The following is a 25,514-nucleotide window of genomic DNA, read 5'->3' as shown; positions in this document are numbered from 1 at the left end:
AAACCCAATTATCATTAACTTAATTTCGATCACAGTTATCAATAGATGGAATGATAAAAAGCATAACAATTAGAAGAAAATAACCATTTATTATTTTATGCTTCATTAGATTTAACTAATAATAAATTTATTTAACAGTATCAATAAATAAAAGAGCGGCTTTAATAGCCGCTCAAAGATATAAATTAAATACGCTGATAAATGATGTCTCTTAAAGTAACTCAGATACCACATCGGCCAACTGATGGAAGGTTTCACGACGTGATGAACTTGGTCGCCATACGAGACCGATATCTCGGTAGGCTTGCTGACCAGGGGGATCAATAACCACTAGGTTTTGGTTTTCCAACAAACCGTGGTCGATTGCCATCTGCGGAATAAAGGTGGTTCCTAAACCATTGGCCACCATTTGCACCAATGTGTGTAGGCTTGTAGCGGTAAATGGGTTTATCTTCTCTTTGTCGGTTAACTTACAAGCTGATACCGCGTGCTCGGTTAAGCAGTGTTCGTTCTCCAGCAAAAATACAGACTCGTCTGGCAGGTCATCGTATTTAATCGGAACCCGAATACCATCTGCTTGATTACGACTGATCACCATTCTGAACGGATCTTGCCCAACAACTTTACTCTCCATGTTATCGATATCGACAGGCAAAGCCAGAATCAACACATCTAACTCACCATGACGTAATGCAGCCAATAAGTTAGTTGTCGTATCTTCACGTAACAGTAAATTTAGCTGAGGAAAGCGTTGGTTAGCTTCTTGTACCAAATCGCACAAAAGGAATGGTGCAATGGTAGGAATACACCCGACTCGCAGCTGACCTTGCATCGCATCCCCGTTACATAGGTTTCCAAGCTCGACAAGGTCTTGCCCCTTCGCCAGTAGATCTCGTCCATGCTTGACCACCAGCTCACCCGCTTGAGTAAAAACCAATGGGCTCTTCTTATCCTTCTTTTCATAAAGAGGGCAACCAATTAGCTCTTCTAGGTTTTGAATGCCTTTACTGAGCGTAGATTGACTCACGAAGCAGCGATCAGCGGCATCACTGAAGTGACGAGTTTCGTGAAGAGTAACAAGATAGTGAAGTTGCTTAAGACTTGGCCATTTATTCATGAAATTACTTTGTAATATGAGTAGGATAAGTTACGTAAAGGTCATGAGACCTAAGAACAGGATAAAGAATAAGCTTATCGCTTTTTTCGATTAACTTAATCTATTTAATTCGCTTTTTTCTATAGTACCGATTGTACTATAGTTTGTCGCGTAGAAACGGAGCCCAAACAAAGATGTGTTGGGCCAACTAATTTTTTAGGAGATTCCAAAATGGTACTAGTAGGTCGTCAAGCCCCTGACTTTACTGCAGCAGCTGTTCTAGGTAACGGTGAGATCGTTGATAACTTCAACTTCGCAGAATTCACTAAAGGTAAGAAAGCTGTAGTTTTCTTCTACCCACTAGACTTCACTTTCGTTTGTCCTTCAGAGCTAATCGCTTTCGACAACCGTCTTGAAGATTTCCAAGCTAAAGGCGTTGAAGTAATCGGTGTTTCTATCGATTCTCAATTCTCTCACAACGCATGGCGTAACACTGCTATCGCTGATGGCGGTATCGGTCAAGTTAAATACCCTCTAGTTGCTGACGTTAAGCACGAGATCTGCAAAGCATACGATGTTGAGCACCCAGAAGCAGGCGTTGCTTTCCGTGGTTCTTTCCTAATCGATGCTGACGGTCTTGTACGTCATCAAGTAGTTAACGACCTTCCACTAGGTCGTAACATCGACGAAATGCTACGCATGGTAGACGCACTAAACTTCCACGAGAAGAACGGTGAAGTTTGTCCTGCACAATGGGAAGAAGGTAAATCAGGTATGGACGCATCTCCACAAGGTGTTGCAGCATTCCTATCTGAGCACGCTGACGACCTAAGCAAGTAATTACCTCTTAAGCCCGAACTCAACGCGGGTTAATGGTTGGAAGATTCTCTATAAAGAGACATAAAGCATAAGCTAATAGCGCAAAGCGCACCGCCAATCAGTTAAGAAGTAAAGTCCTATTAAAAGCCCGAAGTTAACGCTTCGGGCTTTTTGCATCTACCCCTTCAATAATGATTTATTCCTCGCTCATATCCGCTATGAATAGGGGTAACCGCAAAGCCAAACTTTACCTCTATTTTCCTCTGCTCCTACCTATTCAGAATCATCCCAAGATTGCTATGATTTCCTTAGTCTCAATTTGAACGAGTAAAATAGCATGAACATCGAAATTGAAGTTTGTATCGATAACCTAGAATCCCTACACAATGCCCTAGCTGGCGGAGCTAATCGTATTGAGCTCTGCTCTTCACTAGCACTGGGTGGGTTAACTCCGAGCTTCGGAATGATGAAGCAAGCCGCTCGCATATCATCAGTTCCCGTGTATGCCATGATTCGCCCTAGACAAGGTGACTTCATCTTCGATAATGACGATATGATGTGCATGCTTGATGACATCCAAGCCGCTGCCGACGCTGGTTTACATGGCGTGGTATTGGGTGTACTTTCCGCTCAAGGTGAAATAGAAATGGTCGCGATGAAAGCACTCACCTCAAAAGCCCACCAGCTAAAGCTTGGCGTGACCTTTCACCGTGCTATCGACCAACTTAATGATTACCCAAAAGCACTAGAACAGATTATCGAGCTTGGTTGTGAACGTGTTTTAACTTCAGGCTTAGCAAGTAACGCAGAACAAGGAAAAAATATTCTGAAGGAGATGGTTGAGCTTACTCAAGGCCGCTTAGACATTATGGCTGGGGCGGGAGTTACCGCTAACAATGGCCGAGATATCCTCAAGCACACTGGCGTTGAAGCGCTGCATTTGTCTGGTAAGTCGACAAGACCGAGCCTTATGACGCAAGCCTCTCAAGCTCAAATGGGGCACGATGACATAGACGACTACTCAATCCCAGTAACGAGCACGGCAAAGATTCAAGCTCTGATTACATCCCTTCACAAATAGACGAACACCGAGAGCTGACTGAACACAAACACAACATGGCTAGTAAAAGCTTGGAAGTCACGTATATTAGTAGAATGAATATAGCGACTCATGGAATGTTATGGCTAAGGATCTGTTCAGCTCTCTTGATTTAAACCTATTACGCACCTTTTTGATTGTTTACCAAGAAAAAAATACCAGAAAGGCAGCTGAGCGTTTATTCGTTTCTCAGCCGGCGGTTAGCCAAGCCCTACAAAAGCTAAGACACCACTTCAACGATGACCTTTTCGTCAAAGTTCATGGTGGATTGCAAGCTACCTCGTTCAGTGAGCAACTCATCAATGAGATAACACCTCACTTGGATGGCTTGATGACGGCAGTGAATGCATCCAATAAATTTGATCCAAACGACATTGACTACCCTATAAAGATTGCGCTATCTCCTGTGGTACTCGCTTGCTTATCCGGCACCTTATACAAAGAACTCATGAGCCAAGCGCCAAACTCGAAACTCGAGCTAGTAAGCTGGTCTACTTCATCTTGTGAAGATATACAGAAAGGAGAGGTTCTGCTAGGGGTTGCTTACGAGCTACCTTTTACATCAAAAGAGATCTATGTAAAAAAACTGGTTGAGATTACAGGCCGATTATTTGTAAGAAAAGATCACCCAATTAAACAAGCTTCAGTCAGTCCCGAAGAATTAGCAGGTTATGAAATAGCATCAATGATATCTCCTGGTTGGAACGACAATTTTAGCCATGCAGCCAACATATTAGAGTCACGTTCAATTCCACACAGTATTGGCTTTCGTTCCGAGATTTTGATGGCAATCATCGATGTCGTAGCGAACTCCGATATGTACATGCCACATTCCAACCTATTCCCCATAGATAACTACCCAACGCTGCGAGCTATAGATGTAGATCTTGATACTAAACATAAGAATGTCAGCGTTTACAGTCATATACATACTAAAAATCGTAATAACCCTCTCATATCCTGGCTTTTCGATGTAATCAAAGCTGCACTACTACAACAGATTAATAAGTAATGCTTATTACAGATATACGAGAACCTATTTAGCTTAAAAATATAACACTGTTTAATATTCACTCCATCGACAGGGAGTCAATCAAATATAAGGATGCAATAATTAAACATTAAGAGCGTTATTTATATGAAATTACTAACTACAGCACTAACCGTTATCGCAATCATTTCTGCTTCATCAGCTTATGCTCAGAAAGACTATTCTGGACATCGTATTGGTTTCGGTATTGTTTCTAGTGAAGTCGATCATCTAGATTCAAATTTCTCTCGAAGCGATTTAGGTAATGGGTTAAAGCTCGAATATGGTTATGACATTAACCGAATCTTTGGTGTGAATATCTCATCAGATACGAGTAAAGAAGATGAAAATTTTGAAGGCTATGGATATGAGACTAAAGTTTCAACCTTCAAAATAGACACAGACATCGGCTATGCATTCTTCCTCAATGGCTTTGATGTAAAGCCATACGGTGCTATTGGTTTTACTCGTGTAGAGGAAAAGATCACGTTAAATACGCCTGACGGTAGTGCAAGTATCAAAGACAACAATACTTCTCTATTGCTAGGCACCGGAGTTAGAGCAAACTTTGATTTCGGCCTATACACTGACCTGCGTTTCAATTTCATCATGATGGATGATTACGATATCGACCAGTTATCTTTAACCGTGGGCTACAAGTTCTAACCTCTCTCGTAATCAGGTACGCTATTTGCTCACAATTATTTCTTATTGTGAGCAAAATAATTAATACCATCGCTTTTCTAATCTTCTGGACGCCAACTCAATGCACTCGCGATAGTACCAATAACTAACGTATCTTTCTCATCATCATTAAGTTCAGGCATCATCTGTAAAGTTAGCATTCCATTCGTCTGAGCCGCTGCTGCCTCTTGTGAAGCTTGTTTAAAGCTATACCCTAAAGGTTTTTCAACTGACATCAAAAGGTCTTTGCTTGAGTGGACAGTTTCGACATCATATTTATTCGACCCAACTCGTATGTAGCCAGCTTCTTTCTTCTCTAAACTAACTTTAATCATCCCAGATTGAGGCTCTAAGACGAACTCTCCTACTTTCTCATTCCTTTGGGTTACAGAGCAGCGATAAGGCTTATTGCCACCGAAATCAACACCCATATAGTTAACTGAAGTCCCACCGCCAGAACAAATTAAGTTCCACATCTGACCATTGTCGTTTCTAGTGATCTCAGCAGCAAGCTCTCCGTCTTTAAAAGAGACAGTATCAAACCATGTTGAGCTTGATGAGTTTCGACTGTATTTGCCTTGATACATACCTGCAATATCAAACGTTCCTTCTTGTCCCAATCCCCAGAAGTCACCATCTGTTTTAATAATAAGTTGCGGTTGCTTACTAACCACTTCTGATTTGTCCATGATGGCAACGCTGCCGCACGCTGTTAACGTGAAAAGGGGAGTTAAAACTAAAAGAAACTTTTTCATACTGATATCTACCTGAAAAATAAATGTGGAGGATAAATTCATCAGGAGAATAAATTAAAGATTGATCGGAATATAGTAAACACTAATGAGCCACATCGACATTATCATCATCATATCGGAACAAATACATTAAATAACATAAGGTTAAGTAGACGCTTATCTATCAAACTCGTTTTGTAAGGCTACGTAAGACAAAGCATTCGCTAAATAACGAAAACAACCACTGATAAGTACACGTTATTACAGAGATAACCAATGCGAATTAGCCTGCTCTTTCAAAGTCCATATAATGATTTCCGTTATCCAGTTAATTCTCTGGGTTCATTCATGGATCGACCTAATGCTAAGGAGAGCAAAAATTACTTCGGTGGTACCATGAAACTAAAAACACTTCTTCTCACTTCGGCTTTATTCTCAACCTCTGCATTTTCAAGTGGTCTTCATTTATCCCCTGAACTAAAAATTGGTTCTTATCATGGCTTCGGATTACAGGCGGGTATTACTGATGTGGCAAATTTAGGCGCTGTTTACCTAAGTTATTCTCACCTTTGGTATGACAGCGATCGATATGATGAAACTGTCGATGCATATCGTATTGGTATCCAAAATATGTTTGGAAGAAATCAAACCCACGGCTTTCAGGCTGAAATTGGTGTGGCAAGCTATGACGGTACAAAAACGCGCTCAGGCGAAGTAGAAGAGAAAACATCACATGGGTTAAGCCTAGGCGGTGCCTATGTTTACCAAGCGACACCAATGCTTGGGTTACGTGCTGGTGTTGATATGAATATTTTTGATCACAATAAAACCTTTGTACCTTACGACACGACGATCAATTTTAATCTTGGTGCAATCCTTAGCTTTTAAGATGTCCCCTACTTCAATGCGTCATCAAGGCTTTGATCGCCTAGGTGGCGTACATCTTTACCCTTCACAAAGTAAATAATGTATTCGCAGATGTTTTGGCAACGGTCTCCCACTCGCTCAATCGCACGCGCTGACCACATCACCTGCAAAATATTAGGAATGTTCTTAGGATCTTCCATCATATACGTCATTAACTGACGAATAACCGCCTCGTATTCCGCATCCAACTTATCATCAAGCTTATGAACTTCAGCTGCCGCATCAACATCCATACGAGCAAAAGCATCTAATACTTGGTGAAGCATGGTGATTGCTTGTCGGCATAGCGGCTCTAACGAAACATGGAATTTTTGCTCTTTGGTCGAAGGGATCTCTATCGCGCCTTGAGCAATTTTAGAGGCTACATCACCAATACGTTCCAGATCGGTAATCGTTTTGATGATCGCCATAATCAAACGCAGATCTTTCGCTGTCGGCTGACGCTTTGCAATAATTCGGGTACACGCTTCGTCAATCGACACTTCCATCGCATTCACTTTATGGTCGTCACGAATCACTTTTTTAGCCAATTCAACATCGTCTTTATGAAGCGCCTGCATTGCAAACGAAAGTTGCTGCTCCACTAACCCGCCCATGGTCAATACATGAGTACGGATCGACTCTAACTCGACATTGAATTGCCCTGAAATGTGGCGACCGAAATGCATACCTGCTCCTTGAAAGAAATGAAGAAAGCCATTTTTATAGAGTGACTAAGCTCCAAATGACGCCTCTATAGAGGTTAACCATATCTACCAGTAATGTAGTCTTCCGTCTGATTTTTCAATGGAGAAGTAAAAATTGAGTCCGTATCTGAGTACTCGATCAATTTTCCCATATGAATAAAAGCAGTATGGTCACTCACGCGCGCCGCTTGCTGCATGTTATGAGTAACAATCACCACGGTGTATTGTGTTTTGAGATCGTTAATCAGCTCTTCAATCGTCAAAGTAGAAATAGGATCCAGTGCCGATGTCGGTTCATCCAACAATAGTACTTCAGGCTCAATCGCGACCGCACGTGCAATCACCAAACGCTGCTGTTGACCACCCGATAAACCAAATGCGTTTTCATGCAGTCGGTCTTTCACTTCATCCCATAGTGCAGCAGCACGCAGAGATCGCTCAACCGCATCATCCAGGTCTCGACTATTGCTGACACCTTGTAGTCTCAAACCATAAACCACATTCTCATAGATAGATTTAGGAAAAGGGTTCGGGCGCTGGAATACCATGCCAACACGACGTCGCAAGGTCGCGACATCTACCTTAGGGTGATAGACGTTCTTGCCATGAAGCTTCACTTTCCCGGAAACCTTGCAGCCCTCAACAAGATCATTCATGCGATTAATACAGCGCAGCAGCGTCGACTTACCGCACCCTGATGGGCCGATAAAAGCCGTCACTTGCCCCTTCGGAATTTGCATTGAAATATCATCGAGTGCTTGACTCTCTTTATAATAAAGATTCAGCCCTTCAATTGAGATAGCAACTTGCTCATCCTTCAGGTTATGAACATCTAGTGGTGCTTGGTAACCCAAGGTTTCATTAATCGAGAACATCTAATCTTGTCCTAAGGTTCGGTATTTTTCACGCAAGTTATTTCGGATATTGATGGCCGTTAAATTTAATCCAACAATCACCGTAACCAATAAAAATGAAGTGGCATACACTAAAGGTCGTGCCGCTTCGATATTCGAGGTTTGAAACCCAACATCATAAATATGAAAGCCTAAATGCATGAACTTTCTGTCTAAATGTAGATATGGAAACTGACCATCGACTGGCAAGCTTGATGCTAATTTCACAACACCCACCAGCATTAGTGGAGCAACTTCCCCCGCGGCTCTCGCGATTGCTAAAATTAAGCCCGTGATAATCGCAGGGCTTGCCATTGGTAAAACAATGCGCCAAAGCGTCTCAAATTGAGTAGCACCAAGGGCTAATGAACCGTGCCTCACAGAGCTAGGAATCCGCGTTAAGCCCTCTTCGGTGGTTACGATAACGACTGGAAGCGTCAATACCGCTAAGGTTAGAGCAGACCATAATAGGCCTGGAGTACCAAATGTTGGTGCAGGCAATCGCTCGGCATAAAACAACGTATCAATCGAGCCGCCAATGGTATAGACGAAGAAGCCTAAACCAAAAACGCCATACACAATCGATGGTACACCAGCCAAGTTAATCACGGCGATACGAATCAAACGTGTCAGGGCGTTGTTTTTTGCATATTCATGAAGATAAATAGCAGCAACAACACCAAGAGGCATCACTACAATCGACATCAGAATAACCAACAAAACAGTACCGAAAATGGCTGGGAATACGCCACCTTCAGAGTTTGAGTCTCGTGGGTTCTCTGACAAGAACTTCCAAACTTGTTTGCCCCAATGCCCAACCTTTTCAAGGTAGGACATATTATTCGGGTACCAATAATCCAGAATATGGCTGAGCGAAATTTCGACCTGTTCTCCTGTCATATCCTCAACGAGCAAGCTTTCTACATTAAGCTGCGTTCTCAAGTGCTCAAGCTTTACTTCAGCCTCACCTAATTGGCGGTTTAATTCCAGTTTAGTTTGAGTATAGGTTTTAAGATATTCATCGCTCACTGATTCATTGAGTTCAAGCTTACGCTTTTCTAAACGCAAGTTTTCCAATTGCCAGCTTATATTGCGAATTTCTTGGTTCACAACACGCGACGTTTCTTTACGTAACGTATCAGCAAACGCTAAACCTTGTTCGAGCTTTTGGTCTATGTTCGAATCAAATGTGCCAGAAGCGGTTTTAAAACCCACTGGCTTACCAAAGAAATAGCCACCTCGACTTCGTTCAATCACAATCCAATCAAGTGGAGTGGTTGGTTCACGTAAGTTAACATCCAGAATGGAAACAAAGTCCGCAGGGTACAGTTCTCTATTGGCGACTTTGATGCTTAAGCGCTGTATTAGCCCTGTCGACAAATTTTGAGGTGACAAAAGGTCATGGACTTGTGGAACTTGCTCTATCGGGATGTACTTGCGTTCATATAACTGACCAATCAATAAATCTTGTTTCGATACGGTTTCGTCAAGGTCAACTACTAACGATAAGTCTTTGGAATCAACTTGCCATTGGTACAAAGGTGCTGGCCAAAAATAGGTCAAGCCCTTCCAACCAATCAGCAGCATCAGGCCAAGAACAGAAAGCATACTGATGCTCACCGCCCCACCCGTTAGCCATATCCACGGAGAGCCCGATTTAACCCAAAATAATAATGACTTCAGTTTATTGATCATAATCGACCTTGCTCTGACGCGCTGAAACCAAGGTACAGTAAAGATCACGAGATGCGCTAGCCAAACAACTAAAAGCCGTTGATACACATTGAGATAAACCGATAAAACTACAGTGCACGATATTTGTCTCTCAATCTTTGTCGAACCCACTCTGCGACTGAGTTCACCGCAAACGTAAAAATAAACAGCAAGAGTGCAGCCAAGAACAACAAGCGGAAGTGAGATCCCCCCACTTCAGATTCAGGCAGCTCTACAGCAATCGTTGCCGATAACGTCCTCATCCCTTCTAGAATATTCCAATCAAGGATCGGCGTATTACCTGTTGCCATCAAAACGATCATCGTTTCGCCCACAGCTCGTCCTAGCCCCATCATGATGGCTGAAAAGATACCTGGGCTAGCCGTCAATAACACCACATAAATAAGGGTCTGCCACGCGGTTGCACCTAAAGCTAATGAACCATCAGATAAGTGTTTAGGCACAGAGAAAATCGCGTCTTCTGCGATAGTAAAAATGGTCGGGATAACCGCGAATCCCATAGCAAAACCGACCACCAGCGCATTACGTTGGTCAAAATCGATACCATAGCTAGCCAAGAAAGTACGAATATCCCCCCCAAACAGCAAGGCTTCCATACTATTTTCAGCAATAAATACTGCAATCACAGTAATCACCAATACCGGAATCAATATCAGGGCATGCCAACCATTAGAAAAACGACTGGTCACCATCTTCGGTAAGCAGAACCACACAAGCCCAGTCAGCAGTGTGCTCAATGGCAATAGCACCATTAACAAGAAAACGGCCGTTAAATGCGTTTCAACAATGGGAGCAAACCAAAGCCCGGCTAAGAATCCGATGATAACGGTCGGAAGAGCTTCCATCAGCTCTATCGAAGGTTTCACCACTCTTCGCATTCGAGGAGACATGAAGTAAGCGGTATAAATGGCTCCGAGTACAGCAACAGGTACTGCGAACATCATCGCGAACAGGGCGGCTTTGATAGTACCAAACGTGATAGGTACTAAACTGAATTTCTCTTCAAAGTCATCATTAGCCGACGTTGATTGCCACACATATTGAGGCTCTGGGTAGCTTTCGTACCAGACTTTTTGCCAAAGTGATGAGAATGAGATTTGCGGATATTCGTTATCGACTTTAGCCACACTGATGGTGCCATCAATCAGCGTCGCCAGATGCAGTTCATTGGCAGACATAGCGGCTAATTGTGGTGACTTCTCAAATGCCCGTTCAAACAAAGACAGTTTTTCACTGGTCGTATAGTGGCTCTGTAAGGTGCCGTTTTTGTAGAAGCTATAGAAGCCCTTCCTGTAAGTATCAGGCAGGATAAATTGAACCTCTTCAGCAAGCTGGAAGTCTCGAATATGGGTTAAGCTACGCTTTTCATCTTTGAGAACATCAAACCACTGAGAAACCTGCCCGTCCTCATGCGTAACCAATAGCGAATAGGCCCCAGACAACAAATCGATACTTTTCACCGAGTGCTTCGCATCATTCAAGCTAAGGTCAATCACTTCACGAACATTAAAGCCGCTATCTGATAACTTCAAAACCACTAAATCCGATTGTGCTCGGAGATATAAGGTTTGACCATCGGGTGTCACTAACAGCTGTTGCTGTATGCCCAACTTATCCGATAGCCATTGGCTCTTCTGAAAAATATACTGACCCGTAATATCACTTTGGTACCACTTCACTAAGACTCGTTGGTCACTTAGCTGAGCGGCAACCGTGATACCACGTCCATTCTTAGCGAACGCGAATTTTTCGATTGTCGCCTCGTTCGAGGATTCGTCATTTAAAAATGGCTCAGGGAGAGTGATTTGCTCGATTTTAGGTTCGGCTTCACTGCCCTTTTGCAGTACAGGCGCACTATACTCAGGGTAGAAAAAAGTAAGGTTGCTTGCGCTATCGGCAAAAGCAAACCAGTTTTCAGATGGGGTGTTTCGAGAAAAGGCAATTGGATTGGCTAAAACATTTCGCTCAAAGTAAGAGTGTGTATTTTGAGACTCTAAATCCCAAAATTTCACCAAACCGTTTTTTTCGATAGTAAATGCATGCTGACCGTATTCATCAACCGATATGGCGATAGCCTTTTCTACAGCAACGCTCTTTACTGCTCGGTCTGTCTCTAAACCAGTATCAGAAAATACTGGTAAAATGACCATCGCCAAGTAAACAAAGATCAATACCAGAGCAGCTAAGACACTGACGGCACCACATGTCACTGAAAAACGGACGAGACGATCTTTCAACCATCTTTTTTTGTCGCGCTCTTTCAATGAAAATTGGGCTGAAGCCATCTGTTTATCTACCTTTTTTTAGCTACTGACATAATATGTACGTTAGATGACAATTATATTACAAGTTACGTTAAACAACTGAAACTAATAACAAGTTTGTTAGCCATATTTCTTAAAGTAAGATCATAAATTTTGTGCATTTTGTCATTCTAACTTAAAGTAATCACCTCTATAGGCAGCTCTCAAGGATTATCATTCGATGGAAAAAGACTATGTTACAAAAGAACTTAGCTGGTTATCCTTCAACGAAAGAGTACTCCAAGAAGCGGCCGACAAGTCAGTCCCCTTAATCGAGAGAGTTCGTTTTTTAGGTATTTACTCAAAAAACCTCGATGAGTTTTACAAAGTCCGATTTGCTGATGTGAAAAGAAAGATCTTACATCAAGATCCACAGCAACAAACCAACTCGCAGAAAACCTTACTGACTCAAATGCAGAGTAAAGCAAGTAAGCTCGATACTCGATTTCATGAACTGTATAACGACCTGTTATTGGAACTGGCGCGTAATCGTATTTTTCTGGTCAACGAGCAGCAAATCACCGAAGAGCAGAGTGAATGGATCAAAAAGTACTTTAAGAAAAAAGTGCTGCCGCACTTAACGCCATTCCTCTTGAACGAAGATAGCCAGTTACTCAATATTCTGAAAGATGAGCAAAGTTACTTAGCCATCGATATCGAGCGTGAGACATCTTCTCAATACGTATTACTTGAAATCCCATCAGAGGCACTACCTCGATTTGTTAAGTTACCAGACACCTCTGGATCACAGCGTACTACTTTGATCTTATTAGATAATATAGTTCGATTTTGTTTAGATGACTTGCTTAAAGGGTTCTTTGAGTATGACTCATTGCGTTGCTTTGCGATAAAAATGACGCGCGATGCCGATTATGATCTTCAAAAGAACAATGAAAATAGTCTATTAGAATTGATGTCTCTAGGTTTAGAGCAACGTCTTACCGCACTTCCGATACGCCTTATCTATGACTCAGAAATGCCAGCTGAAATGCTCAATTTTTTACAAGTCAGACTTAAATTATCTGACTATGACAGTGTCATCGCCGGAGGCCGTTACCACAACTTCAAACATTTCTGCGAATTTCCTAGCCTTAACCGACGTGATTTGGTTAATCGTCCACTTCCCGCGATTAAGTGTGCACATTTCAGCCATTACCCAAACTATTTCGAAGCGATAAAAGCTCGTGACATCTTATTGCATTACCCTTACCACACTTTTAATCACATCACTGAGCTTGTTAGGCAGGCTTCCTTTGATCCCAAAGTAACCGCCATAAAAATAAATGTTTACCGTGTTGCGGAAGGCTCTAAACTGCTCAGTTCGATCATCGATGCGGCACACAATGGCAAAAAAGTAACGGTGGTTATCGAGCTGCAAGCCCGCTTTGATGAACAAGCCAATATTCAATGGACTAAGAAACTTCAAGAAGCAGGGATAAAAGTCATCCATGGTATCCCGAGTTTAAAAATCCACTCCAAATTGCTGCTCATCAAACGAAAAGAAGGCAAGCATACGGAGCATTACGCTCATATTGGCACTGGTAACTTTCATGAAATTACAGCACGCGTGTATACCGATTTTTCTCTGCTCACCGCGAATGAAGACTTGACTCAAGAGGTGAGGCAAGTCTTTAAGTATATTGAAAATCCTTATCAAAAATCCCATTTCAAACAACTGATTGTTTCACCAAAAAACACAAGAAAACGCCTGTATCAACTGATAGATAATGAGATACAAAACGCGGCTGAAAACAAACCTGCAGGCATCACTCTAAAACTCAACAATTTGGTCGATCGAGAGGTCATCGAAAAGCTCTATCAGGCTAGCCAAGCCAATGTAAAAGTGAGAATGGTCATTCGTGGTATGTGCTCTATCGTCCCAGGAATACCCAACATCAGTGAGCAGATTGAGATTGTCAGCGTGGTCGATCGTTTTCTCGAACACCCGAGAGTGATGATCTTTGGTAACGCTGGAAAACCGAAAGTCTATATATCTTCTGCTGACTGGATGACTCGAAACTTCGATCATCGGATCGAAGTCGCAGCCCCAATTTTGGATCCAAAGATCAAACAAACCATTATCGATATTACCGAGTTTCATTTCGATGACAGCAACAAAGCTCGAGTACTAGACCAATCGATGAGCAACCCTTACATAGAAGCACCAGCAAACCAACTCGATTACCCGACGTCACAACTCTCCACTTACCACTATATTAAACGTATGGAGAAACTAGCTCGTAAGAAGTACAAACAAGAGAAGAAATCATGCCGCTAATTGACAACAAACATTCTCGATGTATTGCTGCTATCGATTTAGGCTCGAACAGCTTTCACATGGTGGTGGCCCGAGTATTCGATCAACACCTGCAATTAGTCAGCAGACATAAACATAAAGTGAGATTAGGCGACGGGTTGGATGAGCATAACTTCTTATCCGAAACCGCTATCGAGCGGGGTTTGGATTGCCTTGAGGTGTTCGCAGAGCGACTGGCTGATTTTGAACTTGATGATGTCAGAGTCGTTGCGACTCATACCCTAAGAAAAGCCAAAAACGCTAAAGACTTCTTAGAGCAAGCCAAGCCGTTGTTTCCCTTTCCAATCGAGGTCATCTCAGGTCAAGAAGAAGCTCGAATTATCTATAACGGCGTGGAGCACACTCAAGCAGCCTCCGAATCAAAATTAGTTATTGATATCGGTGGAGGTAGTACTGAAATAGTCACGGGACAGGGCTTTTCACCCAAAATGATGCGTAGCTTACCGATGGGATGTGTCAGCTTCACTCAGCGCTTCTTTGCTGACGGGGAACTAACTTCACAACACTTCTCCGATGCTTATACCGCAGCTACTCGCCTGTTGATGCCATTAATTGAAAAATACAAGAAAGCCTCTTGGGGTGTCGCCTTTGGCTCATCCGGTACCGCGAAATCAATAAAAGAGGTACTCATTGGCTTAGGGTTTGCCGATGGTCTCATTACGCCGCAACGTCTAACCTATTTAAAAAACCACTTGTGTGAGTTTCCATCATCTAAGGAATTAAACCTTTCAGGTTTAAGCGATGAAAGAAAACCGGTGTTTGCTGCTGGTGCCACCATTCTTTCTGCAGCCATAGATACGCTAAATATCAATGAGTTACACTTCTCTGATGGTGCGCTAAGAGAGGGGGTTCTTTATGATATGGAAGATAGGTTTAAGGATATTGATGTTCGAACAAGAACCGCCGAAACGCTAGTCTCTCGATACCATGTTGACTTGGTTCATAGCCAGAAAGTGAAAGCTGTCGCTGTCGAATTACTGAAGCAAGCACAACCTCAAGTAACCACTGCGATAACCAATGAACTGTATGACCTTATTGGTTGGGCTGCATTACTTCATGAGGTTGGACAAAGCATTGCATTTCAAGGCTATCACCGCCATTCGGCTTATCTGCTTAAGCACACGACAATGCCAGGTTTCAATACTGAGCAACAACGTCTGATCTCAACATTAGTTCGCTATCAACGAAAAGCGATTAAGCTTAGTGACTTGCCGGATCTTACGCTATTCAATACAGGACAGGTAACGTTATTAATTCGAATATTGAGGATGGCAATCCTGCTCAATCGACAGCGAAGCCAATCGCCAATACCGAATGTAAAGTTAACCATTAAGCAAGGTGAGGATTGGTACTTGGGAGGCGATACAATCAACTGGTTGGCTGAAAACCAACTGCTTGAGTATGAACTCAGAGAAGAGCAACAACGTTGGAACAACGCTGGATGGTCGTTGAAACTAAAATAACGAACAATCAAAATAATAACAGCCTGCGAGATCGCAAGCTGTTCATAGGTTTCTTTTCTACGTTCGCAGTGACCTCAATCAGAGCCCGACTTTCGCCAACTCTTGCTCTGCGAACTCAGACGGTATCGCTAAGTAGCCATCCTTCTCTACCAGTTCTTGCCCTTGCTTTGAGAATACAAAAGTGAGGAACTCTCTCTCAACAGGAGAAAGCGGTTTATCTGGGTGTTTGTTCACGTACACATAAAGAAAGCGTGATAGAGGGTAATCACCGCTCAAAATATTCGCTCGAGTCGGCTCTACATAATCAGAACCATGCTCTGAAATAGGAATAAGCTTTACACCTGCTACACGATAGCCAATACCTGAGTAACCGATCCCACTGATTGATGAAGCGACCGATTGCACAACGGATGCGGAACCAGGCTGCTCATTCACGCGATTTTTAAAATCACCACCGCACAGCGCATTCTGTTTGAAGTAACCGTAGGTACCCGATACTGAATTGCGGCCGAACAGTTGGAATCGATGTTTTGCCCATGGTTGTTCGATTCCGAGATCTTGCCAGCTATTGAGAGGCTTAGTCGCTCCGCAGCGTAGAGTCTCGGAAAAGATGCCATCAATCTGACGAAAGTTGAGCCCCTCAATAGGGTTATCACGATGCACAAAAAGTCCAATCGCATCGATAGCAACTCGCAGTGCTGTTGGCTTATATCCGTGCTCCCTTTCAAATGCTTCAATTTCTCGCAGGCGCATCGGTCGACTCATTGGCCCTAGATGTGCAGTCCCTTCGGTTAAGGCTGGAGGAGCAGTAGAAGAACCCGATGCTTGGACTTGAGCGTTAACATTTGGGTAGTAGGACTTGAACTCTTCCACCCATAACGTCGTCATACCCGCTAAGGTATCCGAACCGACCGATAATAAGCTCCCAGAAATTCCCGGAACCTTAGAATAATCAGGAAGAGAATCGACACCCTGTTCGGCATGCACAGGGTTAACTAAAACAAACGCTAATAATGAGCTGACTGGAAAACGCATCCTGCGTATCGAGCAACTCATGATACGGTCAGTCGATTTGGTAAAGTAAAATGGAATCGACTACCGACGCCCACTTCACTTTGAATTTCTAAATGTGAGTCATGGTGACTAAGCGCGTGTTTCACAATCGCTAATCCAAGACCACTACCACCAGTATCACGTGAGCGTGCTTTATCTACACGGTAGAAACGCTCTGTGAGTCGATGTAAGTGTTGTGGCTCAATACCGTCCCCAGTATCGGACACATCCAAACACGCGCCTTGACTGGTCTGGTACCAACGCACCTTAACCGTCGCGCCCGGTGGTGTGTATTTCACTGCGTTATAAACCAAATTCGATATCGCACTTCTCAATTGGTCTTCATCAGCTAATACACGTAGGCTCTTATCAATATCAAATTCAAGCTTGTGTTCGCGGTCACCACTCAAGCTCGCGGCTTCTTTCTCAAGAACCTCAAGCATAGCGGGAACGTTGACCACTTCATCAAGCTCATGCATTGGCGCAGCTTCAATTTTAGAAAGCGTGAGTAGTTGATTGACCAGACTGTTCATGCGATTCAATTGCTCGGTCATCACACCATGAGCTTTAGGCCACATAGGCCCAACGACCATGTCTGGATCTTCCGTCATTTCAAGATAGCCCTGAAGTACGGTCATTGGAGTACGTAGCTCGTGAGAAACGTTAGCAAAGAAGTTACGACGCATACCTTCTAGCTGCTTTAGCTGAGTAACATCACGTACCACCATTAAGTGTTCACCCTCGGTATACGGCACAATACGCAACTCAAGCATACGCTCCACATTCAGTGGCGAAGGCATCTCTAACGGTTCTGAAAAATCTTGTTTATTAAGATACTTAATGAAGTCCGGCGTGCGGATCAAGTTAGAAATCGGTTGTCCTGAATCGTCCGGCCAGCGAAACCCAAGTAAATATTGAGCGAGCTTATTACACCAAACGATATTACCTTCACCGCGAAATACCACAACGGCATCGGGAAGCGATTCTGCACCGTTACGGAAACGGCGAATAAGATTGGTCAATTCTTTACGCTTGCGACGCTGTCTCTGCTGCATACGATAAATACCGTTGAACAGAGATTCCCAATTCCCAGAACCTGATGGTGGCGTTAGACGCTTCTCATCCCACAACCATGCGGACAAACGCATTTGATTATGTAGATGCCAGCCGAGCTGCAATACCGTGGCAGCCAGCAGTAACCAAGGTAGGTAGCCGAATATCCAACCGACTAAAACCCAAGGTGCGTAAAAAAAAGCCAGCTCCCAAGCCAGCTTTTTCCAGGTTAACTTTTCAACCATTCAGGACTCCGTAAACTGGGTAGCGAGCCACACTAAGCCTTTGTAGAAAAACGGTAGCCCGCACCGCGAACCGTTTGGATTAGCTTGTCGTGACCTGCAGATTCAAGTGCTTTACGCAGGCGTCGAATATGTACATCAACAGTACGATCTTCAACGTAAACGTTGGTGCCCCAGACGTTATTCAGTAATTGCTCTCGGCTGTATACACGCTCTTGGTGCGTCATAAAGAAGTGCAGCATTTTGAATTCTGTTGGGCCCATATCTACTGGACCTTCACTCGCGGTAACACGGTGTGATACAGGGTCTAGTTTAAGACCTTGAACGTCAATCACATCTTCCAATGCGGTTGGGGTTACTCGGCGAATAACCGCTTTCAGGCGAGCTACTAACTCTTTTGGCGAAAATGGTTTGGTAATGTAGTCGTCAGCGCCAACTTCTAAACCGCGAACCTTATCTTCTTCTTCACCACGAGCCGTCAGCATCACCACTGGGATGTTGCGAGTTAACTCTTCACGCTTCATGTGCTTGATAAAGTTTATCCCGCTACCACCAGGTAGCATCCAATCTAGTAATACTAGATCTGGGAAAGGTTCACATAGCTTGTTTACCGCTGTATCGTAATCTTCAGCCTCTACTGCTTGGTAGCCTTTTTGTTCAAGTACAAAACACAGCATCTCACGAATAGGTGCTTCATCTTCAACGACCAGAATCCTTCTCGACATAATTGAATAGCCTTTGTATTTAATCAACGCATTGCATTATCTGAGTTAATTATGACACTTTTGTGACCTTTGAAAACAAATTTTCATATAACTGTCTCAAACGTTTCACTTTACAACTTTTGATACAGAGCTAAGGACAAATCGAATTAGATCTCATATCATGAAGCACTTCTAAAAAGGTATGAGAAAAATTTATGTGGTTTAAAAATTGCCTAGTCTATCGCTTCAACCGTGATATTGATTTCAACGCAGATCAGCTAGAGAAACAACTTGAAGAATTCCGCTTTACTCCTTGTGGTAGCCAAGACAAACAGAAGTTTGGTTGGGTACATGCAATGGGTAGACACGGCGATATGATGACGCACGTATCAGAAAACCGCATTCTAATTTGTGCAAAGAAAGAAGAGAAAATGCTACCGGCTTCTGTGATCAAAGAATCGCTGAACGCAAAAGTAGAAACGCTTGAAGCTGAATCTGGCACTCCTCTTAAAAAGAAAGAGAAAGACAGCCTAAAAGAAGACATTATCATTGATTTGCTTCCTCGTGCATTCAGCCGCAGTAACTTTACTTATGCGCTGATCATGCCAAAAGAAGGTTTCATTGTGGTTGATGCTAGCAGCTACAAAAAAGCAGAAGACGTATTAGCATTGCTACGTAAAACAATGGGTAGCCTACCAGTCGTGCCCGCTATTCCTGAGCAAGCGATTGAAACGACTCTAACCGAGTGGGTTAAATCAGGTGATACACCTCAAGGTATCACAATGCTTGATGAAGCTGAGCTTAAGTCGATTCAGGAAGACGGCGGTATTGTTCGAGTTAAGAAACAAGAACTAGAAACGGACGAGATTAAGAACCACATCGAAGCTAATAAGATGGTGACTAAACTTCTTATCAACTGGCAAGATCGTATTGAATTCATTCTGGCAGAAGACGGCAGCATCAAGCGCCTAAAATTCAGCGATGAACTTAAAGATGAAAACGATGATATCCCTCGTGAAGACCAAGCTGCGCGTTTTGATGCTGATTTCTCACTTCTATGTGGTGAGTTCAGCGTTTTCCTTCCGAACTTATTTGAATCACTTGGCGGGTTAACTCAACCAAACGCTTAATCTGTGATTTTAAAAGCTCAGATTTCGATGGTATCTGAGCTTATTTCCTAGCAAACTCTTGCTTATATTTATCTCTCTGCCCTCTTCTTAATGTCATTGCTATCTTTAGGGCTATCAACCAAACTCGTTTTAGCGTAAAATTTGCGCCCCTTTGATATCACTTGGTGGTATCAACCTGACTTGAGATCAGATTAGAGAACGAAGCAATGACTACACAAAAACCATTTGTACCTGAACTATTATCACCGGCAGGAAGCCTTAAAAACATGCGCTACGCATTCGCCTATGGCGCAGATGCAGTTTACGCAGGCCAGCCACGTTACAGCCTTCGCGTTCGTAACAACGAGTTCAATCACGAAAACCTACAAATTGGTATCGATGAAGCTCATGCTCAAGGCAAAAAGTTATATGTTGTATGTAACATTCAGCCGCACAACTCTAAATTAAAAACATTTATTCGCGACCTTAAACCTATTGTCGATATGGGCCCAGACGCTCTTATCATGTCAGATCCTGGTCTTATCATGATGGTTCGTGAAGCATTCCCGGAGATGCCAATCCACCTTTCTGTTCAAGCAAACGCAGTAAACTGGGCGACCGTTAAGTTCTGGTCAACTCAAGGCGTTGAGCGTGTGATTCTATCTCGTGAGCTTTCTCTTGAAGAGATCGAAGAGATTCGCGAACACTGCCCTGAAACAGAGCTAGAGATCTTTGTTCACGGTGCACTTTGCATGGCGTATTCTGGTCGTTGCCTACTTTCTGGCTACATGAACAAACGCGATCCAAACCAAGGTACTTGCACTAACGCTTGTCGTTGGGAATACAAAACAGAAGCGGCAAAAGAAGACGAAAACGGTCAGATCGTTGAAGCAAACCCTACTGCTGTTGAGATTCAAGAAGTAGAAGTTCAAGACGAACGTCCAGACAACACACTAGGTCTTGGTAAACCAACCGACGAAGTCGTTCTACTTTCTGAGTCACATAAGCCAGAAGAGAAAATGGCAGCGTTTGAAGATGAGCATGGTACTTACATCATGAACTCAAAAGATCTTCGCGCGATCCAACACGTTGAACGCCTAACGAAGATGGGTGTCCACTCTCTGAAAATCGAAGGTCGTACTAAGTCTTTCTACTACTGTGCACGTACAGCACAGGTTTACCGTAAAGCGATCGATGACGCTGTAGCAGGCAAGCCGTTCGATGAAAGCCTAATGGGTACACTAGAGAGCCTAGCTCACCGTGGTTACACTGAAGGTTTCCTACGCCGCCACACTCATGATACATACCAAAACTACGAGTACGGTTACTCTATCTCAGACACTCAACAGTTTGTTGGTGAATTCACAGGTAAGCGCCGCGGTGACCTAGCGGAAGTAGAAGTGAAGAACAAATTCCTAGTTGGCGATAGCTTAGAAATGATGACACCGAAAGGTAACGTTGTTTTCACGCTAGAGATGATGGAAAACCGTAAGTCTGAAGCAGTAGAAGATGCGAAAGGTAACGGTCACTTTGTATTTATCCCTGTACCAGCAGATCTAGATCTAGAGTACGGCTTGTTGATGCGTAACTTGAGCGAAGGCCAAGACACACGTAACGCATCAGGTAAGTAACTTTACTTAGAAAACCGAGAAGTAAGCAATGGCTCTGTTAATCACTGACAAGTGCATAAACTGCGATATGTGTGACCCTGAATGCCCAAATGGTGCAATCACTATGGGTGACAGTATCTTCGAGATCGATCCAGATTTATGTACTGAATGTAAAGGTCACTATGAGAAGCCAACGTGTCAATCTGTATGCCCGATTACAAAATGCATAATCACTGACCCCAACCATATTGAAACTGATGATGTGCTACTTGAGAAGTTTGTTATCATTCAAGGCTTGACCTAAAAGAGAAAAGGTTCAACTTATTGTAAGTTGAACCTTTTTTTTATCCTGACTTTTCGATTGGATAAATATTGCAGAAGAGCTCTTTTTCAAATTGATATTCGAGTCGCTCCCGCCAATTTATCGACTGAGAAACAGGAACTAGATAAAAGTGTTCCCGCCCAGTGTCAGTCACAAATGCCATTCCATACTGCATCAATTCATAGTGAACATCATTCACGAAGCTAGGGTCTAAGCGTTGTCTACCTGTCAGTTGGGTAATGTCATCTCTCGAAATCGAAATACCAGAACTTTCAGCGTTGAACCTATGTCTTAACCATTCTGAAAATTCCTTGGCACAAATCATAGTCATAGTCTTATCCTTGAATTATCTATCGACGGGTATCAGACTCTGATTTCGCATACTGCATATAAGCCGCATCTTTCACCCCAAAACACTCCATCCCTGACCAAACCTTGTCAAATTCGTCATCGCCGTTGCTGATACCGTAATTGATTTTATTAATATCAAACGATGTTCTTAATCTAGTGTTTATAAACTCTAGACAAAAGTGTGACATTTCTCCAGTTTCAGAGACGAGAAAGCCAGTGTCGTTACCACTGTAATTAACCTTGATAGATACGATTACTTATTAGATATCAAGGCTAAACATTGACTTGGCATCACTTTAACTTTCTTCTTTTTCTTACTTTTTACGACTTTTTTAGGAGGAGGAACAGGTATAGTTTTCGGAGCCCAACTTGCAAGTTCGTCTCCACAACCATCACCTTTAGGAGGGCTTGCTTGGGCTATGCAGTTTGAACTCCCTTCAGGGCACTTCAAGCGAACATGAAAATGTGAATGATGTCCCCACCAAGGTCTGATTTTTCCAAGCCAAGCTCTATCATCTGCGTCAGAATCTTCTTGATCACAAAGGGTTTGCTTAATCACTGGATGAACAAAAATACGCACCACTTTTTCATCTTTCGCTGCATAACGAATAACTTGAAAATGCTCATCAGTCCAATTCGATTGACGCAATTTGTAGTTAGTAAGATCCACAACGCTCACAGGTTTAGGCACAGCTAACTCGTTTTCTGACAATCTCTTACTCGTTAACCTTAACCATATATCAATATCTAACCCGGTTTGATGACTTGAATGACCGGAAGAAAAGCGCCCTCCTCTAGGAAGAGAAATATCACCGACCAATAAATTAGTATTGAGTTTCTCGCTAGTAGTTACACCTAACCTCTCGATAAACTTTATAGCTTCTGTATGACCATAGTAGCGTTCTCTTTGGGGACGAATGATTTGATACCCCAAACCATTAATAGGTAGAGCCTGTGCTCCATCAAGGCAGCCATTAGCATAACTACCTATTGATGAGGTTGAGTTTCTTGTCGGGATTTTTTCTTCTTCCCATGGGGTTGCCAAAGCAGAAAATGAATAAAACAGGACAACTAAAACAAAAGATAACCTCATAACCGTTCCATGTAAGTGATGCATATTATCTATACTAGTCGGCATTCGAGAAGAGTTGACGATTATTGGTAACTTTTTGGGGATAGACAGAGAGGTATTTGAGGTGGAAGAAGCTGAAAGGGGATTATGAAGTATTTCGCCACCAGAAAGTAAAAAGGCTCTAGTCTTTCGACTAGAGCCTTAAATATGGCAGGGGTGGAGAGATTCGAACTCCCAACACGCGGATTTGGAATCCGCTGCTCTGCCAATTGGAGCTACACCCCTATTTCAGTTTTAAAGAGCTGAAACTCTGAATAAGTGGCGGAGTGGACGGGACTCGAACCCGCGACCCCCGGCGTGACAGGCCGGTATTCTAACCAACTGAACTACCACTCCGCAGTGGTCAACTCACTAAGTGAGCGTCCATATCTCCAGGTTGGTCAACCTAAAGATTTAATTTAAAGCCTGGCGATGTCCTACTCTCACATGGGGAAGCCCCACACTACCATCGGCGCTATTGTGTTTCACTTCTGAGTTCGGCATGGAATCAGGTGGGTCCACAATGCTATGGTCGCCAAGCAAATTTTGCTTTTACTTTCAGTTTTTAAAAAACTGAAGGCAAAATAATCTGGAAAACTGATTTAAAAGTCTCTTCAAACTCATTCAAGCGTTTGTACTTTGTTTCTGCTTTTAAAAAGCGGAGACAAATAGTTTTGAGTCCACAAAACCCCTTGGGTGTTGTATGGTTAAGCCTCACGGGCAATTAGTACAGGTTAGCTCAATGCCTCGCAGCACTTACACACCCTGCCTATCAACGTCGTAGTCTACGACAACCCTTTAGGACGCTTAAAGCGTCAGGGAAAACTCATCTCAAGGCTCGCTTCCCGCTTAGATGCTTTCAGCGGTTATCGATTCCGAACTTAGCTACCGGGCAATGCCATTGGCATGACAACCCGAACACCAGAGGTTCGTCCACTCCGGTCCTCTCGTACTAGGAGCAGCCCCTTTCAATTTTCCAACGCCCACGGCAGATAGGGACCGAACTGTCTCACGACGTTCTAAACCCAGCTCGCGTACCACTTTAAATGGCGAACAGCCATACCCTTGGGACCGACTTCAGCCCCAGGATGTGATGAGCCGACATCGAGGTGCCAAACACCGCCGTCGATATGAACTCTTGGGCGGTATCAGCCTGTTATCCCCGGAGTACCTTTTATCCGTTGAGCGATGGCCCTTCCATTCAGAACCACCGGATCACTATGACCTGCTTTCGCACCTGCTCGAATTGTCATTCTCGCAGTCAAGCGGGCTTATGCCATTGCACTAACCACACGATGTCCAACCGTGTTTAGCCCACCTTCGTGCTCCTCCGTTACTCTTTGGGAGGAGACCGCCCCAGTCAAACTACCCACCAGGCACTGTCCGTAATCCCGATTCAGGGACCAACGTTAGAACATCAAAACTACAAGGGTGGTATTTCAAGGACGACTCCACCACATCTAGCGACGCGGTTTCAAAGTCTCCCACCTATCCTACACATGTAGGTTCAATGTTCAGTGCCAAGCTGTAGTAAAGGTTCACGGGGTCTTTCCGTCTAGCCGCGGGTACACTGCATCTTCACAGCGATTTCAATTTCACTGAGTCTCGGGTGGAGACAGCGTGGCCATCATTACGCCATTCGTGCAGGTCGGAACTTACCCGACAAGGAATTTCGCTACCTTAGGACCGTTATAGTTACGGCCGCCGTTTACCGGGGCTTCGATCAAGAGCTTCGACCGAAGTCTAACCCCATCAATTAACCTTCCGGCACCGGGCAGGCGTCACACCGTATACGTCATCTTACGATTTTGCACAGTGCTGTGTTTTTAATAAACAGTTGCAGCCACCTGGTATCTGCGACTCTCGTCTGCTCCATCCGCAAGGGACTTCACTGATAAGAGCGTACCTTCTCCCGAAGTTACGGTACCATTTTGCCTAGTTCCTTCACCCGAGTTCTCTCAAGCGCCTTGGTATTCTCTACCCGACCACCTGTGTCGGTTTGGGGTACGATTCCTTACAATCTGAAGCTTAGAGGCTTTTCCTGGAAGCATGGCATCAATGACTTCACTACCGTAGTAGCTCGACATCGTATCTCAGCGTTAGTAGCGGTCCGGATTTACCTAAACCACCCGCCTACGTACTTGAACCTGGACAACCGTCGCCAGGCCCACCTA

At 43.5% G+C, this 25,514-nt stretch carries 21 protein-coding genes, 2 tRNA genes and 2 rRNA genes; 10 read left to right on the top strand and 15 right to left on the bottom strand.

Annotated elements, in window-relative coordinates; translation table 11 throughout:
- Positions 1–211 precede the first annotated feature (211 nt).
- Complete coding sequence (locus CWO13_RS18615; protein WP_048663742.1) at positions 212–1,117, bottom strand: hydrogen peroxide-inducible genes activator; 906 nt, start codon at positions 1,115–1,117, stop codon at positions 212–214.
- Positions 1,118–1,327: 210 nt separating this feature from the next.
- Between CWO13_RS18615 and CWO13_RS18610 the strand changes: the two genes are divergently transcribed.
- From CWO13_RS18610 to CWO13_RS18595, 4 genes are all read left to right on the top strand, one after another.
- Positions 1,328–1,936 carry a peroxiredoxin C gene (locus CWO13_RS18610; protein WP_048658845.1) on the top strand — a complete coding sequence of 203 codons (609 nt, stop codon included), beginning with the start codon at positions 1,328–1,330 and terminating at the stop codon, positions 1,934–1,936.
- A 316-nt stretch (positions 1,937–2,252) separates the two neighbouring features.
- A complete protein-coding gene (locus CWO13_RS18605) occupies positions 2,253–2,996 on the top strand; it encodes a copper homeostasis protein CutC (protein WP_108083363.1) in 744 nt (247 codons plus the stop codon).
- Positions 2,997–3,096: 100 nt separating this feature from the next.
- Positions 3,097–4,026, top strand: a complete 930-nt coding sequence (locus tag CWO13_RS18600; protein ID WP_102432992.1) for a LysR family transcriptional regulator — start codon at positions 3,097–3,099, stop codon at positions 4,024–4,026.
- Between the two features lie 126 nt (positions 4,027–4,152).
- Entirely contained in the window at positions 4,153–4,710 is a 558-nt protein-coding gene (locus tag CWO13_RS18595; protein ID WP_102432991.1) for a porin family protein, read from the top strand.
- 77 nt (positions 4,711–4,787) lie between these two features.
- Here CWO13_RS18595 and CWO13_RS18590 read toward each other — a convergent pair whose 3' ends face one another.
- Complete coding sequence (locus CWO13_RS18590; RefSeq protein WP_108083362.1) at positions 4,788–5,483, bottom strand: hypothetical protein; 696 nt, start codon at positions 5,481–5,483, stop codon at positions 4,788–4,790.
- Positions 5,484–5,858: 375 nt separating this feature from the next.
- Here CWO13_RS18590 and CWO13_RS18585 point away from each other — a divergent pair, with 375 nt between their 5' ends.
- Positions 5,859–6,350 (top strand): hypothetical protein, encoded by a 492-nt coding sequence (locus CWO13_RS18585; RefSeq protein ID WP_102432995.1) that lies wholly within the window; start codon positions 5,859–5,861, stop codon positions 6,348–6,350.
- An 8-nt stretch (positions 6,351–6,358) separates the two neighbouring features.
- On the opposite strand, the gene phoU is transcribed toward CWO13_RS18585, so the two are convergent.
- From phoU to CWO13_RS18565, 4 genes are all read right to left on the bottom strand, one after another.
- Positions 6,359–7,057, bottom strand: a complete 699-nt coding sequence (gene phoU / locus CWO13_RS18580) for a phosphate signaling complex protein PhoU (RefSeq protein WP_009848270.1) — start codon at positions 7,055–7,057, stop codon at positions 6,359–6,361.
- A gap of 74 nt (positions 7,058–7,131) precedes the next feature.
- Positions 7,132–7,950 (bottom strand): phosphate ABC transporter ATP-binding protein PstB, encoded by an 819-nt coding sequence (gene pstB, locus CWO13_RS18575; RefSeq protein ID WP_048663744.1) that lies wholly within the window; start codon positions 7,948–7,950, stop codon positions 7,132–7,134.
- A complete protein-coding gene (gene pstA, locus CWO13_RS18570) occupies positions 7,951–9,660 on the bottom strand; it encodes a phosphate ABC transporter permease PstA (RefSeq protein ID WP_080967680.1) in 1,710 nt (569 codons plus the stop codon).
- A gap of 110 nt (positions 9,661–9,770) precedes the next feature.
- Complete coding sequence (locus CWO13_RS18565; protein WP_102432989.1) at positions 9,771–11,987, bottom strand: ABC transporter permease subunit; 2,217 nt, start codon at positions 11,985–11,987, stop codon at positions 9,771–9,773.
- Positions 11,988–12,186: 199 nt separating this feature from the next.
- On the opposite strand from CWO13_RS18565, the gene ppk1 reads away from it, so the two are divergent.
- Both ppk1 and ppx read left to right on the top strand, forming a co-directional pair.
- A complete protein-coding gene (gene ppk1 / locus CWO13_RS18560; protein ID WP_108083361.1) occupies positions 12,187–14,283 on the top strand; it encodes a polyphosphate kinase 1 in 2,097 nt (698 codons plus the stop codon).
- On the top strand, positions 14,274–15,785 hold the full coding sequence (ppx, locus tag CWO13_RS18555) for an exopolyphosphatase (protein ID WP_108083360.1): 1,512 nt from the start codon (positions 14,274–14,276) through the stop codon (positions 15,783–15,785). The genes ppk1 and ppx overlap by 10 nt, the downstream gene beginning before the upstream one ends.
- A gap of 78 nt (positions 15,786–15,863) precedes the next feature.
- Here ppx and CWO13_RS18550 read toward each other — a convergent pair whose 3' ends face one another.
- From CWO13_RS18550 to phoB, 3 genes are read right to left on the bottom strand one after another with little or no spacing between them, the layout of a single operon-like run.
- Complete coding sequence (locus tag CWO13_RS18550) at positions 15,864–16,841, bottom strand: PstS family phosphate ABC transporter substrate-binding protein (protein ID WP_102432986.1); 978 nt, start codon at positions 16,839–16,841, stop codon at positions 15,864–15,866.
- Complete coding sequence (phoR, locus tag CWO13_RS18545; RefSeq protein ID WP_019823041.1) at positions 16,838–18,136, bottom strand: phosphate regulon sensor histidine kinase PhoR; 1,299 nt, start codon at positions 18,134–18,136, stop codon at positions 16,838–16,840. Before phoR ends, CWO13_RS18550 begins: the two co-directional genes overlap by 4 nt.
- Positions 18,137–18,168: 32 nt before the next feature.
- Positions 18,169–18,858 carry a phosphate regulon transcriptional regulator PhoB gene (gene phoB, locus CWO13_RS18540; protein WP_004735064.1) on the bottom strand — a complete coding sequence of 230 codons (690 nt, stop codon included), beginning with the start codon at positions 18,856–18,858 and terminating at the stop codon, positions 18,169–18,171.
- A gap of 194 nt (positions 18,859–19,052) precedes the next feature.
- Between phoB and rdgC the strand changes: the two genes are divergently transcribed.
- The 3 genes from rdgC (at position 19,053) to CWO13_RS18525 (ending at position 21,860) form a co-directional block, all read left to right on the top strand.
- Entirely contained in the window at positions 19,053–19,967 is a 915-nt protein-coding gene (rdgC, locus tag CWO13_RS18535; RefSeq protein ID WP_048669223.1) for a recombination-associated protein RdgC, read from the top strand.
- 206 nt (positions 19,968–20,173) lie between these two features.
- Positions 20,174–21,577: a prephenate-dependent tRNA uridine(34) hydroxylase TrhP gene (gene trhP / locus CWO13_RS18530; RefSeq protein WP_108083359.1), complete on the top strand. Its 1,404-nt coding sequence runs from the start codon at positions 20,174–20,176 to the stop codon at positions 21,575–21,577.
- 28 nt (positions 21,578–21,605) lie between these two features.
- Entirely contained in the window at positions 21,606–21,860 is a 255-nt protein-coding gene (locus CWO13_RS18525) for a YfhL family 4Fe-4S dicluster ferredoxin (protein WP_108083358.1), read from the top strand.
- A 40-nt stretch (positions 21,861–21,900) separates the two neighbouring features.
- Here the strand turns inward: CWO13_RS18525 and CWO13_RS18520 are convergent, their stop codons facing one another.
- From CWO13_RS18520 to CWO13_RS18495, 6 genes are all read right to left on the bottom strand, one after another.
- Positions 21,901–22,209, bottom strand: coding sequence for a hypothetical protein (locus CWO13_RS18520; protein WP_048658856.1), 309 nt, complete (start codon positions 22,207–22,209; stop codon positions 21,901–21,903).
- 273 nt (positions 22,210–22,482) lie between these two features.
- Positions 22,483–23,322 (bottom strand): penicillin-insensitive murein endopeptidase, encoded by an 840-nt coding sequence (gene mepA / locus CWO13_RS18515; RefSeq protein ID WP_048669225.1) that lies wholly within the window; start codon positions 23,320–23,322, stop codon positions 22,483–22,485.
- A 187-nt stretch (positions 23,323–23,509) separates the two neighbouring features.
- A tRNA-Trp gene (locus CWO13_RS18510) sits at positions 23,510–23,586 on the bottom strand.
- Between the two features lie 34 nt (positions 23,587–23,620).
- A tRNA-Asp gene (locus CWO13_RS18505) sits at positions 23,621–23,697 on the bottom strand.
- 67 nt (positions 23,698–23,764) lie between these two features.
- Positions 23,765–23,880 (bottom strand): 5S ribosomal RNA (gene rrf, locus CWO13_RS18500).
- 163 nt (positions 23,881–24,043) lie between these two features.
- Positions 24,044–25,514: ribosomal RNA gene (locus CWO13_RS18495) — 23S ribosomal RNA — on the bottom strand; the annotation flags it as partial.

Source organism: Vibrio sp. ZF 223, assembly GCF_003050585.1.
Taxonomy (GTDB): Bacteria; Pseudomonadota; Gammaproteobacteria; order Enterobacterales; family Vibrionaceae; genus Vibrio; species Vibrio crassostreae.
The sequence above is the reverse complement of the archived record's forward strand: the minus strand, read 5'-3'. Positions and strand labels throughout refer to the sequence as shown.

What these genes read in the sequence shown, in the direction of transcription:
- phoB (WP_004735064.1), bottom strand. Translation starts at nt 18,858, where the DNA reads ATGTCGAGAAGGATTCTGGTCGTTGAAGATGAAGCACCTATTCGTGAG.
- ppk1 (WP_108083361.1), top strand. Translation starts at nt 12,187, where the DNA reads ATGGAAAAAGACTATGTTACAAAAGAACTTAGCTGGTTATCCTTCAAC.
- CWO13_RS18590 (WP_108083362.1), bottom strand. Translation starts at nt 5,483, where the DNA reads ATGAAAAAGTTTCTTTTAGTTTTAACTCCCCTTTTCACGTTAACAGCG.
- CWO13_RS18615 (WP_048663742.1), bottom strand. Translation starts at nt 1,117, where the DNA reads ATGAATAAATGGCCAAGTCTTAAGCAACTTCACTATCTTGTTACTCTT.
- CWO13_RS18565 (WP_102432989.1), bottom strand. Translation starts at nt 11,987, where the DNA reads ATGGCTTCAGCCCAATTTTCATTGAAAGAGCGCGACAAAAAAAGATGG.
- trhP (WP_108083359.1), top strand. Translation starts at nt 20,174, where the DNA reads ATGACTACACAAAAACCATTTGTACCTGAACTATTATCACCGGCAGGA.
- CWO13_RS18585 (WP_102432995.1), top strand. Translation starts at nt 5,859, where the DNA reads ATGAAACTAAAAACACTTCTTCTCACTTCGGCTTTATTCTCAACCTCT.
- CWO13_RS18605 (WP_108083363.1), top strand. Translation starts at nt 2,253, where the DNA reads ATGAACATCGAAATTGAAGTTTGTATCGATAACCTAGAATCCCTACAC.
- CWO13_RS18595 (WP_102432991.1), top strand. Translation starts at nt 4,153, where the DNA reads ATGAAATTACTAACTACAGCACTAACCGTTATCGCAATCATTTCTGCT.
- rdgC (WP_048669223.1), top strand. Translation starts at nt 19,053, where the DNA reads ATGTGGTTTAAAAATTGCCTAGTCTATCGCTTCAACCGTGATATTGAT.
- ppx (WP_108083360.1), top strand. Translation starts at nt 14,274, where the DNA reads ATGCCGCTAATTGACAACAAACATTCTCGATGTATTGCTGCTATCGAT.
- mepA (WP_048669225.1), bottom strand. Translation starts at nt 23,322, where the DNA reads ATGAGGTTATCTTTTGTTTTAGTTGTCCTGTTTTATTCATTTTCTGCT.
- phoR (WP_019823041.1), bottom strand. Translation starts at nt 18,136, where the DNA reads ATGGTTGAAAAGTTAACCTGGAAAAAGCTGGCTTGGGAGCTGGCTTTT.
- phoU (WP_009848270.1), bottom strand. Translation starts at nt 7,057, where the DNA reads ATGCATTTCGGTCGCCACATTTCAGGGCAATTCAATGTCGAGTTAGAG.
- CWO13_RS18600 (WP_102432992.1), top strand. Translation starts at nt 3,097, where the DNA reads ATGGCTAAGGATCTGTTCAGCTCTCTTGATTTAAACCTATTACGCACC.
- CWO13_RS18520 (WP_048658856.1), bottom strand. Translation starts at nt 22,209, where the DNA reads ATGACTATGATTTGTGCCAAGGAATTTTCAGAATGGTTAAGACATAGG.
- CWO13_RS18550 (WP_102432986.1), bottom strand. Translation starts at nt 16,841, where the DNA reads ATGAGTTGCTCGATACGCAGGATGCGTTTTCCAGTCAGCTCATTATTA.
- CWO13_RS18525 (WP_108083358.1), top strand. Translation starts at nt 21,606, where the DNA reads ATGGCTCTGTTAATCACTGACAAGTGCATAAACTGCGATATGTGTGAC.
- pstB (WP_048663744.1), bottom strand. Translation starts at nt 7,950, where the DNA reads ATGTTCTCGATTAATGAAACCTTGGGTTACCAAGCACCACTAGATGTT.
- CWO13_RS18610 (WP_048658845.1), top strand. Translation starts at nt 1,328, where the DNA reads ATGGTACTAGTAGGTCGTCAAGCCCCTGACTTTACTGCAGCAGCTGTT.